At 49.3% G+C, this 13,068-nt stretch carries 15 protein-coding genes; 7 read left to right on the plus strand and 8 right to left on the minus strand.

Annotated elements, in window-relative coordinates; genetic code table 11:
• Positions 1-30 precede the first annotated feature (30 nt).
• Positions 31-687: a hypothetical protein gene (locus EPA93_RS04535; RefSeq protein ID WP_129885903.1), complete on the minus strand. Its 657-nt coding sequence runs from the start codon at positions 685-687 to the stop codon at positions 31-33.
• 233 nt (positions 688-920) lie between these two features.
• Here EPA93_RS04535 and EPA93_RS04540 point away from each other — a divergent pair, with 233 nt between their 5' ends.
• Positions 921-1,493, plus strand: a complete 573-nt coding sequence (locus tag EPA93_RS04540; RefSeq protein WP_242527317.1) for a hypothetical protein — start codon at positions 921-923, stop codon at positions 1,491-1,493.
• 2 nt (positions 1,494-1,495) lie between these two features.
• Here the strand turns inward: EPA93_RS04540 and EPA93_RS04545 are convergent, their stop codons facing one another.
• The 3 genes from EPA93_RS04545 to EPA93_RS04555 are packed head-to-tail and all read right to left on the minus strand — an operon-like array spanning position 1,496 to position 2,180.
• Positions 1,496-1,711: a hypothetical protein gene (locus EPA93_RS04545; protein ID WP_129885904.1), complete on the minus strand. Its 216-nt coding sequence runs from the start codon at positions 1,709-1,711 to the stop codon at positions 1,496-1,498.
• Positions 1,708-1,932, minus strand: a complete 225-nt coding sequence (locus tag EPA93_RS04550) for a hypothetical protein (protein ID WP_129885905.1) — start codon at positions 1,930-1,932, stop codon at positions 1,708-1,710. The genes EPA93_RS04545 and EPA93_RS04550 overlap by 4 nt, the downstream gene beginning before the upstream one ends.
• Complete coding sequence (locus EPA93_RS04555; RefSeq protein ID WP_242527318.1) at positions 1,932-2,180, minus strand: hypothetical protein; 249 nt, start codon at positions 2,178-2,180, stop codon at positions 1,932-1,934. Before EPA93_RS04555 ends, EPA93_RS04550 begins: the two co-directional genes overlap by 1 nt.
• A 373-nt stretch (positions 2,181-2,553) precedes the next feature.
• On the opposite strand from EPA93_RS04555, the gene EPA93_RS04560 reads away from it, so the two are divergent.
• Both EPA93_RS04560 and EPA93_RS04565 read left to right on the plus strand, forming a co-directional pair.
• On the plus strand, positions 2,554-3,921 hold the full coding sequence (locus EPA93_RS04560) for a helix-turn-helix domain-containing protein (protein WP_129885906.1): 1,368 nt from the start codon (positions 2,554-2,556) through the stop codon (positions 3,919-3,921).
• A 63-nt stretch (positions 3,922-3,984) separates the two neighbouring features.
• A complete protein-coding gene (locus EPA93_RS04565; RefSeq protein ID WP_129885907.1) occupies positions 3,985-5,349 on the plus strand; it encodes a helix-turn-helix domain-containing protein in 1,365 nt (454 codons plus the stop codon).
• 82 nt (positions 5,350-5,431) lie between these two features.
• On the opposite strand, the gene EPA93_RS04570 is transcribed toward EPA93_RS04565, so the two are convergent.
• Positions 5,432-5,797, minus strand: coding sequence for an avidin/streptavidin family protein (locus EPA93_RS04570; RefSeq protein WP_165422870.1), 366 nt, complete (start codon positions 5,795-5,797; stop codon positions 5,432-5,434).
• A gap of 170 nt (positions 5,798-5,967) precedes the next feature.
• Positions 5,968-7,281, minus strand: coding sequence for an erythromycin esterase family protein (locus EPA93_RS04575; RefSeq protein ID WP_129885909.1), 1,314 nt, complete (start codon positions 7,279-7,281; stop codon positions 5,968-5,970).
• Between the two features lie 690 nt (positions 7,282-7,971).
• Here EPA93_RS04575 and EPA93_RS04580 point away from each other — a divergent pair.
• Positions 7,972-8,451, plus strand: a complete 480-nt coding sequence (locus EPA93_RS04580) for a hypothetical protein (protein ID WP_129885910.1) — start codon at positions 7,972-7,974, stop codon at positions 8,449-8,451.
• A 106-nt stretch (positions 8,452-8,557) separates the two neighbouring features.
• Here the strand turns inward: EPA93_RS04580 and EPA93_RS04585 are convergent, their stop codons facing one another.
• Positions 8,558-9,172: a TetR/AcrR family transcriptional regulator gene (locus EPA93_RS04585; protein ID WP_129885911.1), complete on the minus strand. Its 615-nt coding sequence runs from the start codon at positions 9,170-9,172 to the stop codon at positions 8,558-8,560.
• Positions 9,173-9,472: 300 nt separating this feature from the next.
• Here EPA93_RS04585 and EPA93_RS04590 point away from each other — a divergent pair, with 300 nt between their 5' ends.
• Positions 9,473-9,892, plus strand: a complete 420-nt coding sequence (locus tag EPA93_RS04590) for a tautomerase family protein (RefSeq protein ID WP_129885912.1) — start codon at positions 9,473-9,475, stop codon at positions 9,890-9,892.
• A gap of 164 nt (positions 9,893-10,056) precedes the next feature.
• On the opposite strand, the gene EPA93_RS04595 is transcribed toward EPA93_RS04590, so the two are convergent.
• Positions 10,057-10,653: a TetR/AcrR family transcriptional regulator gene (locus EPA93_RS04595; RefSeq protein WP_129885913.1), complete on the minus strand. Its 597-nt coding sequence runs from the start codon at positions 10,651-10,653 to the stop codon at positions 10,057-10,059.
• A 609-nt stretch (positions 10,654-11,262) separates the two neighbouring features.
• Between EPA93_RS04595 and EPA93_RS04600 the strand changes: the two genes are divergently transcribed.
• Together EPA93_RS04600 and EPA93_RS04605 are read left to right on the plus strand one after the other, a co-directional pair.
• On the plus strand, positions 11,263-12,147 hold the full coding sequence (locus tag EPA93_RS04600; RefSeq protein WP_129885914.1) for a D-alanine--D-alanine ligase: 885 nt from the start codon (positions 11,263-11,265) through the stop codon (positions 12,145-12,147).
• Positions 12,051-12,575, plus strand: a complete 525-nt coding sequence (locus EPA93_RS04605) for an ATP-grasp domain-containing protein (RefSeq protein WP_165422871.1) — start codon at positions 12,051-12,053, stop codon at positions 12,573-12,575. The genes EPA93_RS04600 and EPA93_RS04605 overlap by 97 nt, the downstream gene beginning before the upstream one ends.
• Positions 12,576-13,068: the final 493 nt, after the last annotated feature.

Below are 13,068 nucleotides of genomic sequence, written 5' to 3' on the forward strand. Positions count from 1 at the left end.
CTTGCAAAATCGGTCAGCCCTTCAGTTTATTTACCAGCAACGAGGATCATATTGTGAACGAAGCGCGATGAAAGTTTGCTCGCGAGGAGTAAGATTGCGAACGGGTCGCGCATACGTCTCTATCCCACGGCTATTTCTTCGTACCAAGGTAAAACCTGATGCTCGGTAGAGAGTTCCTTTGTGCCTATGTGAATCACAATAGCTTAGGATTTCACGAATCTGGTATGGTTCATCCATCCACACAGGAGGCTTACAAATCAGATAGTGAAACACGATCAAGTCTATGGCCTGACCAATGAGAAAGCTGGCCACAGAGGAATGCCAGTGCAGTTTCCTATCATAAAAACCAGGGAGAATGCTCGGGCCTATCAAATCTTGCGGGTGATACCACTTCCCTTTGGATTGGAGTGAGGGATCAAGCCATACCCGTGCAAGATTGAGAATCTCCCACCTGCTCAATCGGCATTTTCCCATTCGCACATCTTCTAGCGATCCATACCAGCCATTCACTTTTGTCGTCTCCGGACGCCCAAAGATCAGGCAGCCTACCCGCTCATTGAAGAGCGTCACCAGCAGAGCTACTGGGCTACATCGCACGTCAACTGGTGTATGTAGATAGTGATGCTCTACTACCTGCTCTTGTGCCCAATCCAGGCCATTTCTATCTGCCACGGTTAACGCAAGCATCTTTTCTCCCTTCGAGGATACGAATAGCCTCTCTTTTTCTGTGGCAATTGCTTTTGCGCAGGAAAAGAAGGGTCAAAACTAGCGAATGTGGACTAATTCCGTCCACATTCAGCTTAGATTTTTATTCTATAGGCAAATCTCAAACCAGTCGGACCATAACATTACTGCTCGCCGAGACAAGGCATCTCTCGATTTGGATACGTGAGTACACTGGATAGAGAGAAAGGAGTAGTATGAAGCTATCTGCTGAAACAATTCAGCTTATGGTCCAAGTGTATGAGGAATGGACGCAAAACCTCTCCCACCTGGGCCGACCTTTAGAGACAATGACCTGGGCCTATCAACAGATCTGCGCCGGTGAGGACCCCTGGACTGGCCTTGGTAGCTTTAGCCATGCCTGGTACGGCTATGCCAAAGACAGGCGCGCAGCTCTCGTTAATGACCCGCTGGTCAGGCCGCAGAAAGAAACAGAGTATACCCGGCGCTGGGCAGCTTTCTGCGCTGCATCCGTCGAATTTCTCTGTGAGCGCTATGACGTGCCGTGCTCAGACTGGGTAAACGATTCCTACTATCAATTATCCACTCCCTGGTCTGGAAATAATTCTTTTCCAGCAATAACCCCGGATCGCATGGCAACAACGCCGCCGCCATTTGCCAAGCGCAACATCTTTTGTGGCAACCGGATATTCCAGAATAAGTACGAAATGTATGCCTGGACCCAGGAGGCCCGCGCGCAAGGCATCACTGATCCCGCCCAGGTCTGGGCCTATGCCCGCGACAAAGAGATACGCATCCACGGTGGCTAGGCTCAAGGCATTGCGCAAAGTTGTGAGGCTGGCTTTAATATAGGAAAGCCATGCCTGGGTAAGATGCGTGCCTGCGGCTTTCCATCGGCTAGCAAGACAATAAAGGCTTGACTATATGCAGACTGCCGACCAGCTTCGAGAAAGATCCTGCGTGCCTTTTCTGCATTCTTGCCTCTATAAAGCAAGCGCTTATCGGCTCTGACGCGGTAGCGGGTCATAATCGCTTCTCACTTAAGGCGATTGCAAGCTGACTGAGCGTATAGTCGCTGCTAGCCAACTCATTAAAGGCGCAAAGAATGATACAGGCATCATCCAGGCTGAGCGGATGACCGAGCAGCAAGGCCCAGATAAGCAGGGGATGCCGATTGCTCTCGCGGGCTAGAGCAAGAAGCGAGACGTTATGCCCCCATTGAAAAATCTGACAGAAGGTAGGCTTCATTATGACCTGCTCCCTTGTCGCAGCTTGACAGCAGCATCATTGACCTCAATGACGATATCAATCGCGCGCTCTTCCCCTATAAAGGCACATAAGGCTTCATAATGCTGCTCCACGCGCTCCATACGCGCCCGGATAAAGCTATGTTGAGCTGCAATAGATAGACCGTGCAAGCCCTGTACTGCAGCCACGTACTCGTTTTCGATCTGCTGCCGTAATCTAGCAACCTCACTAACGCTATCATTCAACATCTCTGTTCACTCCTGCTAACAAACGATCCAGCAAAACTTAACAAGGGCGATGGCAGCGCCATGGAGACAGTAAAACGCTGCCATCATGATGATCGCGGCGTAAAGGCGCTAAGAGATCGGTCACACAGGTAAGGAGGGCCGCGACCACACTCTCAGTGTAGTTGCTCCTGTGGCCTGACACCAGCAATTTTATTGTAGTTTCTTTGTCTCTTGCTGTCTTTTTGTAGTTTTATGGTATTTTTAAACTTTCCATCGTTATATATAATTACAAGCAAGCGATATTACAAAATATAAAAGCTGGACAAAGCAAATCGAGCGGGTTATACTGATGATATCAAATACGAGAATGTGCTGAAGATGGAAGGGGCAGTTCATGGAACGCATGAGGTTGGCAGAGGCGCGCAAACACAAACGGTGGACTCTGCAAGAAGCTGCAGAACGGCTTGAATGTACTGTTCAATCGCTTCATCGCTGGGAGAAGGGCATCGCTACGCCCCATCCCTACAACATTCGCAAACTTTGTGACGTCTATGGTCAGACAGCAATTGAACTAGATCTGGATAACCCTATTAGCGGCAAATTGCAAAGCGAAACCTTATTGTCAGGGACGAATATAGTTCAAGAAAATACTTTTGTTACTACGGACCTTACCATGCGCCTCCTGGCTCTTGCTTTTATGCCTCATAGCACATTTCAAGAGGTACAAGATGCCATCAAAAAGATCTCTGAGGACGAAAACATGAACTATAATCTGATTTCCCGTCGTCAGGCCTTACGCCGATTGGCAACTTTACCATTCGTAACATTTCTAGGCGTACAGCCGCGTTCTCGGCAAATCAACGATATACTTACCCAAAGTGCGGCCAGTATTGCCGCCTGCTGGGAATTAAGTAGAAGTAGCGATGCCTCTGATATCTCCCTGGCCTTCAATAGCGTTAGTGCCTATATCGCGCCGCTCAAAGACCTTATACTAGATACTGGAAGTCAGCGCCGTAAAGATGTTGCTAGCCTGGTTGCTCAGAGCAGATTGCTCCAATCAGTGCTAGGATGGCATTTCACCGGCTTAAAAATAGCAGCTTCCTATGGCCAGGAAGCTGTCCTCTATAGCGAGCAGGCCGAAGATGTATTGCTACAGATCAGTGCACTCAAGTGCCTGGCCTGGACCTACTATTACGATCAACGAAGCAAAGAGGCGCTTAACAGCATGCTATGCGCCAGAGAAGTCATGCTACAACATAAATCCTCCATGCCAGATTACATATATAACAATGTCTATAGCACACTGGCACTCATGCAAACTAAAAATAACATTGACGCCACCCGAACCCTTCTTCTTGCCGAGAAAAGTGTGAGAGATGATGCATGTCATATCTATGTTGATCCGCCCGTGAGCACTTTTATTCGCAATGCCGGCATCACCTTCTATCAAGCAAAAAATTATACTCAAGCAATGAATATGTTGAGCCAGCTCGTCAATACAGATGATCTTACGGTAAAACGCTCGCTCCCAGAACGTACGCGTATCGAGATCATCAATACAATGACGCTGACCTTGCTAAAAAGTCCAAAGAAGGATATGGAGAAAACATTGCATCTCTGGCAAGCGGGCATGCAAGGAGCTCAGGCTTTACGCAGCGAGCAGCGCTACAGCGAGGCTTCTCTTGCCTATGAAATTATGCAAGCGCTCTGGCCTGGCGAGAAGCGCGTGGGCGAGGTACGTAATCTGCTCGTTCACTGGTAATCTTCTGGGCAGGCGAAGAGAAAAAGTCAAGACAAAAATGATGGAGATGGTGAGGGTCGGCATATGGAACGCACGAGGTTGGCAGAGGCGCGCAAACAGAGACATTGGACCCTGGAAGAGGCTGCCGAACGGCTTGAATGTACTATTCAATCACTTCATCGTTGGGAGAAGGGCATCGTTACGCCCCATTCCTACAACATTCGCAAACTTTGTGACGTCTATGGCGTAAGCGCAGACGATCTAGGATTAGAAGAAAAAAGCTTCAACGTACAAGATACTGAAAATAATGCAGCAAAATATCTTCGTTCTGATTTGTCAATGTATCTCATGTTCCTTACAATCGCTGAATATAACACTTATTGGCAAGTACAAGACACGCTTAGCAAAGCTATAGAGGAGTTTCCCATGGATACAGGCGCTGAGGCAACACAACAGCGGCATAAAGCTTTGCAGCGCTTAGCAATGTTCCCCCTGCTTCTCAAAGGCCAGCGGCCAGCCGAAGAATTAGTAAATGTTTGCGCTGCAGGCTTAACAGCCTGTGGTTATCTTGCGATTAGCAACCATGAGGATATACAATTCGCAGCCTCAATGATTACAACCTACCTATCTCTTCTACAATCGATAACTGATTCTCCTAAATATCAAAAAGCTGCCGCCGCCTTAATTGCGCAAGCCTTTCAACTCCAATCAAGAGTAAGTTATCACCTTCAGGGTGTTCTACCCGCTATTAGTTTTGCAGAGCAAGCAGTGAATTGGGCAAGAAAAAGCCAGAATAAAATTATCCTCATCATGGCTCAGCGAGAATTGCTAGCCGCCTACGAATGGACAGCCCTGCAATACCGCCCGCAAGCGTTGCACATTGCCGAAGAAACACAGCATTTGATGGAGGCAAAGCAAGGCCCAAAACCTGCGTCAATGCTTCAGTCATGGGCCTATACAGGCCTTGCCAAGTATCAAGCCCTTAATAGGCGCAAAAATGAGATGGAGCTTGCTCTAGAAAGGGCTGAAGAAACCTTCTTTTCAGAACAGGCTGAGTATGTTCCAATCTACATTGTTCACAGTCATGCACGCCTATTAAGACATAAGGCTATCTCTTACGCCTATCTTGGCGATCAAACCCGGGCATTAAACATCTTTGGCAGCATCATCGACTTGAAAAATAGCAATTTCAACGCGCTGCTTCCAATGGCTGAACGCACTTACCTGGGTGTGCTTAGCGAAACAATGTTCTCATCGCTGAAAGTTCCACGGGAGAAGAAAGATAAAGAGCTTTCAATCGCTCTCTGGAAAACTGTGCTTGAGAAAGCCACACACTTACAAAGCGAAACATACTTTAACGAAGCAAGCTCTGCATACCAGATTATAGAGGGCATCTGGTCTGGTGAAAGGGATATTACCGAGGTGCGTGATCTGCTCGTCCACTGGTAAACCACAGGAGGGGTAAAAATGGATCAGGCTGCGCGCAGCAAGCTTTTGCCCCTTTACCCCTCTTCACAGCATTGATTGTATGCTAAGAAATGCGTTCAAAGACGTCTGCACCTACCGTTGTTGCCTCCCACGGCCCCAATTGTTGGTTTCTAGCAGGTGCGCCTTCCGCTTCGGCAGTCAATCTCTCACTGGCTACCAGGGTGAAAAGCGTCTCAATACGGCCTTCGCGCAGCATTCCTGTCCACGAAACTACGAATTTCGTATATGGAGACCCATTGAGCACAAAACTTATAAGGTTTTCCTGGTGGACGCCCACAATAGCAATCTCGTGGCCTTTGATGCGACCATCCACTTTTGATCTAAACCATCCTGCTATTCGTCCGTTTGACTCGTCAGTGATCTCAAGCTGTGATCCATACTGATTTCGCCAGGAACCCTTCAAGGCCATTACTATTTTCCTCCTCTTAAATTTGTTCTCGCTTTTCTCCATAATGCACGCACAAGCAGAAGAAAAGGTTACATCGCAGCAAGTGATGCGATTGTTCACTCTTGCCTAGCGATAAGCCAGAGCCTGGCTACATTGAGCTTATCCGAAGTAGGCTGAAGGAAATGTATGCTTTAGCCTTTGAGGTATGGCCAACCCTCCTTGTCATAGGCCGTCGTATCAAGGGTAGCGAACCAATCGAAATCTGTGAAGCTTTGGGGACCCAGCGATTCCGTATAGCTCCTATTGTTTGTACTGCCAGAGCGAAGAGGAAGTGTGGCAATTTCCGCAGTCGGCAGCCCTTGCCCTTGATGGGTGGGAATAAACCGCACCGGCCCGGGAGCTGCCGTGAACCGCTCCTCAAGCGTCCCGGCTTCTGGCTGGCCGATCCCGTGGACTGGCGAGGAGACTACGGCTGAGCCGATGGCGACATAGCGGCGACCGTACATTGTGTGCAGATGCGATCCAACGGGCCACCAGTTTACCTCCTCACTCCCCAATTGCCACTGCACCTTTCCCCGCTTGAGATGGCTGTTATGAGCAAACACCAGGACCTTGCCTGACCCCTGTTCACGGGAGACGATGTAGGCAAGGTTGTCTGCCATCATGGAGGCCCGGATGCCGAGCAGGATGGCTTGACGTTTCTCGGACTCTTGCGCTAAGGCTGCATGAAAGTTCAGGAGTTGTCGAGCCATTTCGGCAAAGTGGACGGCTTCCTGATAGCTACTCTCGTCGCTCCTGGCGACAAGTTCGGGACGGCGCACGCGCAGCTGCGAAATCAGCTCCTCTGTCTCGATCCGCAATGCGGAGGCTTCGGATGATCTCCCTATCGCTTGCGTCGGATCGAGCGTGGCAGCTGGATTCTCCCAGGCAGCATCTTGTCCGAGCAGCGGATCGATGCGCTTTCGATACTCCTGAGCAAGGGCCTCATCAACTAAGCTGAGGTAATCAAGGGCAACATGGAGTGTCTGACGGGGACTATCAGCGACCATATCAGTCGGGCTATCGAACCCATAGAAATGAAGTTTCCGCTGCTGCGCTGGATCAGCATTGTAGCGCCTCATCCACTCGACAAGTTCTCGATTTGCCTCAAACTTGCCGAAACCGTGGCTAAATCCAGCCTCCTGCACTGCCTCGTAGGAGGCCGGACCGCGACCAAGCACGTATTCGTTGACGATCTGGCCCTGCGGAAAACTGCTCTCAATGGCAATGGCGCTGTAGCCATGGGCTTCGACAAGGCGCTGGAAGAGCTTGTTGCGCAGGATCAGCAGATCTTTCCCTCCATGAAGTGCTTCTCCAAAGCCAAGCACGGCAACCGAATCGCCAGATGCGCCGATCACCTGATCAGCTGCGGCATTGAAGTCCGAGCGAGCATCGAGTGAGCATGAAATCGTCTCATGTACAATCCAGTCGTCGAGTGTCGCATATACTTCTGCTGCATGCGTCATGAATCTACCCTCCATTATTTTCACTTTACTATTCATCTAATGAGAAATTTTCTCCTTCTGCCGAATCTCACTCCTCTGCTCTCTTCTACCATCTGGGAATATGGGAGCCTGGGCAAGTGAGAACCCGCTCCGGGCTTCGGCAGGTCTCTTAGAAAACTGGATGCATGCATCTCCGATCCAAGCTGGCCGGGCTTTTTCTGGATCACGTCTCTACTGTACAACACAGATGCAATATTAGAGGGTAAAAAGAGAGCCAGGCACGCGCATTTGGACAGCAATGAGGCTGAGACCGCTCAATACGCTTATAGTTCTGTGAGAGACCGAAGAGGGTTTGGCAAAAAGTTTCAACCTCGAACTTGAGAGTTTTACATGAAGCTGGGCAACACTTTGCTCACTAGCAAGTCTTCCTAGAGCGACTGGCATGAGCGTCGATCCTGGTGCGCAGCTATGAAGCCTAGAAGGTATACACAACTTTGTGCCGCTCATCCCTCATTCTATGAGTTTCTTGCACAGTAGAACTATGACCACTTTGCGACATATCGAAAACTTTATTACGACATATCGAAAACTGTTTTATGATATTTGAAGCCTATATTTAACCTTAGAAATGCTGATATATCAAGAAAAAACTTTTGTCGCCATTCGATCAGTAAGCAAAATTCACGCACCTTACGTGAGAGGAGATTATTTATGCCAAAAACGTTTGTCGCACCAGAGAGGGCAAGAGAGTTCGAACTGGGAACGCCAACCAGGTGGCTTGGATACGCGGCCTTTGCCTGGGGGCTTTTGTCAGGGCTGAACCATGCATATGTAAATTTCATTCAGGATTTTAACCAGGCCATACACGCGAGTATAGGAATCTTCCTTCTAGTAGCGCTCCCAAGCCTGCTCTATTGGGCCGGAGCCTTTGTCGCTCTGGCCCTCGTTTCTAAGTGGGGAAGAAAGATACCAAGACTGCTTCTACTTATTCTCATATATATACTTGACCTTGTATTCCTTAAATTTGGCACCGGGCCGATCTTATCGGCAATACAGGGGCGGACAGCAGATTCCCAACTCTTCTACACCTGGGGTTGCTGGGTGCTCCTTGGGGCCATCCTCTTCATCTGTCTGAGCATCTCTGCAACCAGAGCGTTGGTAATTCAGCGAAGAAGCAGGCCAGCCAGCTAACAAGAGATTAGCCGGCAAAAATTACTAATAGCGCGGAAAAGCTTCCATAGAGCAATCAGAACTGGTTTTCGTCCACCTGAAAGGGTTCGCGGAAACCATCAGCCACTCAAGCAAGATAAGGCTCAAGGTAGCGCTGCAACAGGGTTTTCAACTCATTTATCAGCACTTTCCGTTCAGCTTCCTCAGCCTTAAGTATCAGCCTCGGAACCGCTTTGAAGAGCTGGACGCTCATAGTCGCACTGAGTCTACGCTCTTTAGCAGGAAGGTGGGGGGCACGTACCTGAAAGCCAAGCTCAAAGCGGGCCTGGAGCTCTTTAGGCAGTTGCTGCGTCAGACCCGCTACGGCTAAGGAAGGTGGCGCATCAAACAAGATGTCGAAGGCAGGATGAGCCAGATGAAACGCAATCAAGCCGTCAACAACCTGATCGAGCCATTGGGAGAAGGGCAGCGCTGCTGCCTCCAGTGAAAAAATAGTGCCATAGACACCTTGGAGTTCCTCAATGTAGCGGGCCGCCAGAGCCTGGGCAATCTCTTCTTTATTAGAGAAGAACTGATACAATGAGCCGGGCGAAATCTCGGCCTGAGCCGCAATCTGATGAGTGGTGACAGAATCAAAGCCCTCTTTCGCAAAGACGGTTTCAGCCGCATCAAGAATAGAAGCGATCCGCTGCAATCCTCGCGCTCGTCGCACGACAGGTCGTCCCTCTTTCTGCTGATCCATAGAGTTCTCCAAATCTTCCTTCCCAACAATGGCACTAGATTTTGTTTTTCCTTAATCTTCAAGAAAAACGACTAAAACGACGCAAAACCATTGACTTTTATGTCTTTTTAGTCGTACAATACCAAGGTAAGCGACTTTTATGTCGCCTATATAGTATAGCGCGGCAGGCTAACCTTGTCCACACGAAGAGGACATAGCCAGGGCTCCTTCATTTACGCGTGAGTGAAGCGCCCACCAAGCCTGCTGAGAGGAAATTCCTCACTCAATGACCAGGTAAATTAAGAAAGGATAGCAACACTAATGCCAGTTCTTTTTATTGAGAGCCCAGAAGGGCTTAACGCAACCAGCAAAAGGGCACTCGTGCAAAAGACGATAGCTGCTATGTATGCAGCCTATCACTTGCCCGACGACCGCGTGTATATTCGTGAGTACGCTATTGGAAACGGGGGGCACACGGATTTGAGCACAAGTGACGGGCACGTGCTCCTTAATCCTGAGCCTGTCAGGCCTGTCTTAAGCATGATTGCTCCGCCAAATCTGCCACTGGATGCCAAGCGCAAGTTGATACAGAATCTTACCGAGGCAGTTGCTGAAGTGTATCAGATCAGCGACAAGCGCGACATCTTGATCTTCCTGCAGGAACATCCGCTAGAAAATGCTGCCAACAACGGGTTCTTGCAATCCGAGAACCCGGCTTTCGCCATTCCTGACCTTCAGTAACTAGAGAGCCCATAAACTGATACCCGGTCAGATAGAGCTCTTTATAATGAGGTAGATAGCTGTGCTCAATCCGCCCTTAGAGAGGACTGAGTACAGCTTTAGTCTTGCTTTCTATCCAATCATCGAAAGCATGTAGCCAGAGAGGAGAGGTAAGCAAGCGTCCATCAGGTGATAGTGATAACTGGGGACAAAGCAGCCATGACCAGCGTCAAGACATGTTGGGCCATCTCTTCCAAAGGAATGGTTCGTGGCTCCCGGCTCCATTGGGCGGCAGGGCCAAAGATGGTCCAACTAATAACCATGGCCGTGGTTTTTATGGTCTCCTCGGTAATGGGGATCTCGTCGGCAGCGCGCTTCAACCAGATCAGAAGGACCTCGCAGAGCTCTTGCTGTACAGCGACTTCAAAAAAGGGCTCAAACTGCTTATCAGCCGGCCTGATATAATCGCGAAAGAGGGCCAGAAACCTGAATACATCAAGGATCAGGCTATACAGGGTATGGCGCTGCAGGGTAGACGTAGCCGCAAGCTGACTTGAAATCGAGCGTCGGAACTTCTCACGCATCCACGCATCTAAAAGTGCATATTTATCGTCAAAGTGAGCATAGAACGTGGCCCGATTAACAGTAGCGCGCGCCGCTATCTCCTGTACCGAAATGGAATGGATGTTACGCTTCTCTTTGAGTAGCGCCATAAACGCCTGCAAGAGCAATTGCCGGGTCCGCTTCACGCGTGGATCAGCGCTATTGCTTACTACGGACATTGTTTCTCCCTGGCTTTGCTATGATCTTCTGTTCCTGAGGGAGTATACCCCAATAGTTATAGAACATCAATAGAGCAATCGCGGCCCAAAACCTCAATACGGCTCTCGTACATGTCGCAATCTACGATTTACCACTATAAAGTTTTTGCCATACCAGGCCTTAAACGATCCAAGCTTTCCTGCAAATTCCCCCTCCACAGTCCAACTGCTTATCAACGTCAGCTCGATGAGCCTGCAGAGCAGAATTTACCCCAGGTAATACCTGCTGAGATGGATGCAGCATAATGAATAAGCAGCAATAAACGCAGGAAAAGCGAATAAGCCCTTTCCACTCTTAAGCAACAGGAACACAGCTCCTTAAAAGACATAACCATAAATTACAAGCATTACATTATTTTTTAGATTAATATATTATTTTGTATTATTATATACATTTGTATTTTATTTAGCATAATCTCAGCGAATGTTTTATTAAGAAATAATTAAAATTAGGTAATAAAGAGATAAAAGCCTTTAATTCTCTATTAAGGACTGATTAAAATAGGTAGTAATACCGATCCTAATAGGTAAGAGAGCGATACATTAAACCGATGAAAATGTAGGAGAATTATGAAAAGCTCTTCTGAAGACAATATATTAGGAGTACATGATATAGTGGAAGACCTGCAAGCATCCCAGGCAGGGATTCCGCTGCACAGAGGCCGGGTGACATATGACGCAGTTATCCTTGATGCTAAATTGCGCCAGGCCTTGATGACAACGCGCTCTCTGGGACGCCGAGGCAAACGGGTTGCGGCCCTGGAGACGACCAGCGCCATGGAAAAATCGAAGCATGTACCTACCTTCGCCTCACGCTGGTGTCAGCAAGCCGGGATTGTCCCCGCTTATGAGCAGCGCGCAGAGCCCTTCCTCGGCGCCTTAAGGCACTTTCTCGACCAGTATGGCGCACGCGTCTTGATCAGCGCTTCAGACGGAACCATTGCCGTACTGCGCAAACATCGCGAGGAAATTGAGAAAAAGGGCACACGCCTCGCCCTACCAACAGAAGCGTCTCTGGCCATCGCCATCGATAAAAATCGTACTCTGGCCATCGCAGAAAACCTTGGGCTTGGCGTTCCCCGAGGAGTAAAGATCACAAGCCCTGGCGATGTTAAGGCTGCGCTCAAGGAAATCGGCTTGCCCGCAGTGGTCAAGCCAACCGAATCCTGGCTATGGGGCGAAGGGCAAGGAAGCCGACTCACCTGTAAGCTGGTAACTACCGCCGAAGAAGCCCAGCGCGCGGTAAACGATTTAACTGCAGCAGGAGGCAGCGTCCTTTTCCAACATTTTCTCAGTGGGCGGCAGGAATCTATCAGCCTGTTCTATGTACGTGGCCAAACCTATGCTCGTTTCGCCCAATGGACCAGGCGCGCGCACCCGCCATTGGGGGAGTCTCCACCTATAGAGAAAGCATCGAGCTACCCACAGATACCACCACACAGGCCGAGCGCCTGATCAGAGAAATAGGGCTCGAAGGCTACTCGCAGATCCAGTTTCGGCGCGACAGCCGTGGCAAGCCGTATTTGATGGAGATCAATCCTCGCCTGACCTCGGGCGTCGAGATAGCCGTACGCGCGGGCATAGATTTTCCCTACCTGGTCTATCAATGGGCCAACGAAGAGCCCCTTATGCCCAGCCCTGGATATCGTACCGGCATGCGTATGCGCTACCTGGAAGGGGATTTGCTCACCACCCTGCAAACCATCGTTCAGCGCGGTCGGCCAGGAGTTACACCACCGCTGCAAGCCCTGCTGGAATTCCTTACCGACTTCTTTGTACCATCAGGTTACGATTACCTCGATTGGCAGGATCTTGGACCAACTTGGGCAGCTATAGGAGAAATGGTAGATCACGTACAGTACCGGCTGAAGCACCATCTCTGACCGTCAAAATTAGCTTTCAATTCTACTCAATGAAGCACAACGTTGTGCTTCATGAGCCTGCAAATGAGCTATCCGCCCGACTTCATATGCTCTTTTCGCATCTTAATATAGCTTTAAGCCCGCCAGGAATCAACAATAGCCTCATCAACACGTAGCATTCTTGCCACAGATCAGCTATAATGAATCTTAGCAATCAAATGCATAGCGCCATATCCTGAAATGGGGAAGAAGTATACCAGGCGCGGAGATCAAATAGCCTGCGTTGCCAAAAACACATCAGCCGGGGATCATGGCAAAAACTCTTTACTCGTTGGCCAGCTTTTGCCCATAAAAGCCAAACAGATCATACTCTGGGGAAACACAGCTCCACCGCAAAGGGCCCTTTGCGACCAAAGTCAGTTCTGCATAAGAAGCTCGCCAATTGCTAGCTCTGCAAACGGGCAGAAGCTCATGAGACATTTTATCAGCGGCAGGAGAGGAGAATAGGCGAAGG

It is taken from the genome of Ktedonosporobacter rubrisoli (assembly GCF_004208415.1).
Taxonomy (GTDB): Bacteria; Chloroflexota; Ktedonobacteria; order Ktedonobacterales; family Ktedonobacteraceae; genus Ktedonosporobacter; species Ktedonosporobacter rubrisoli.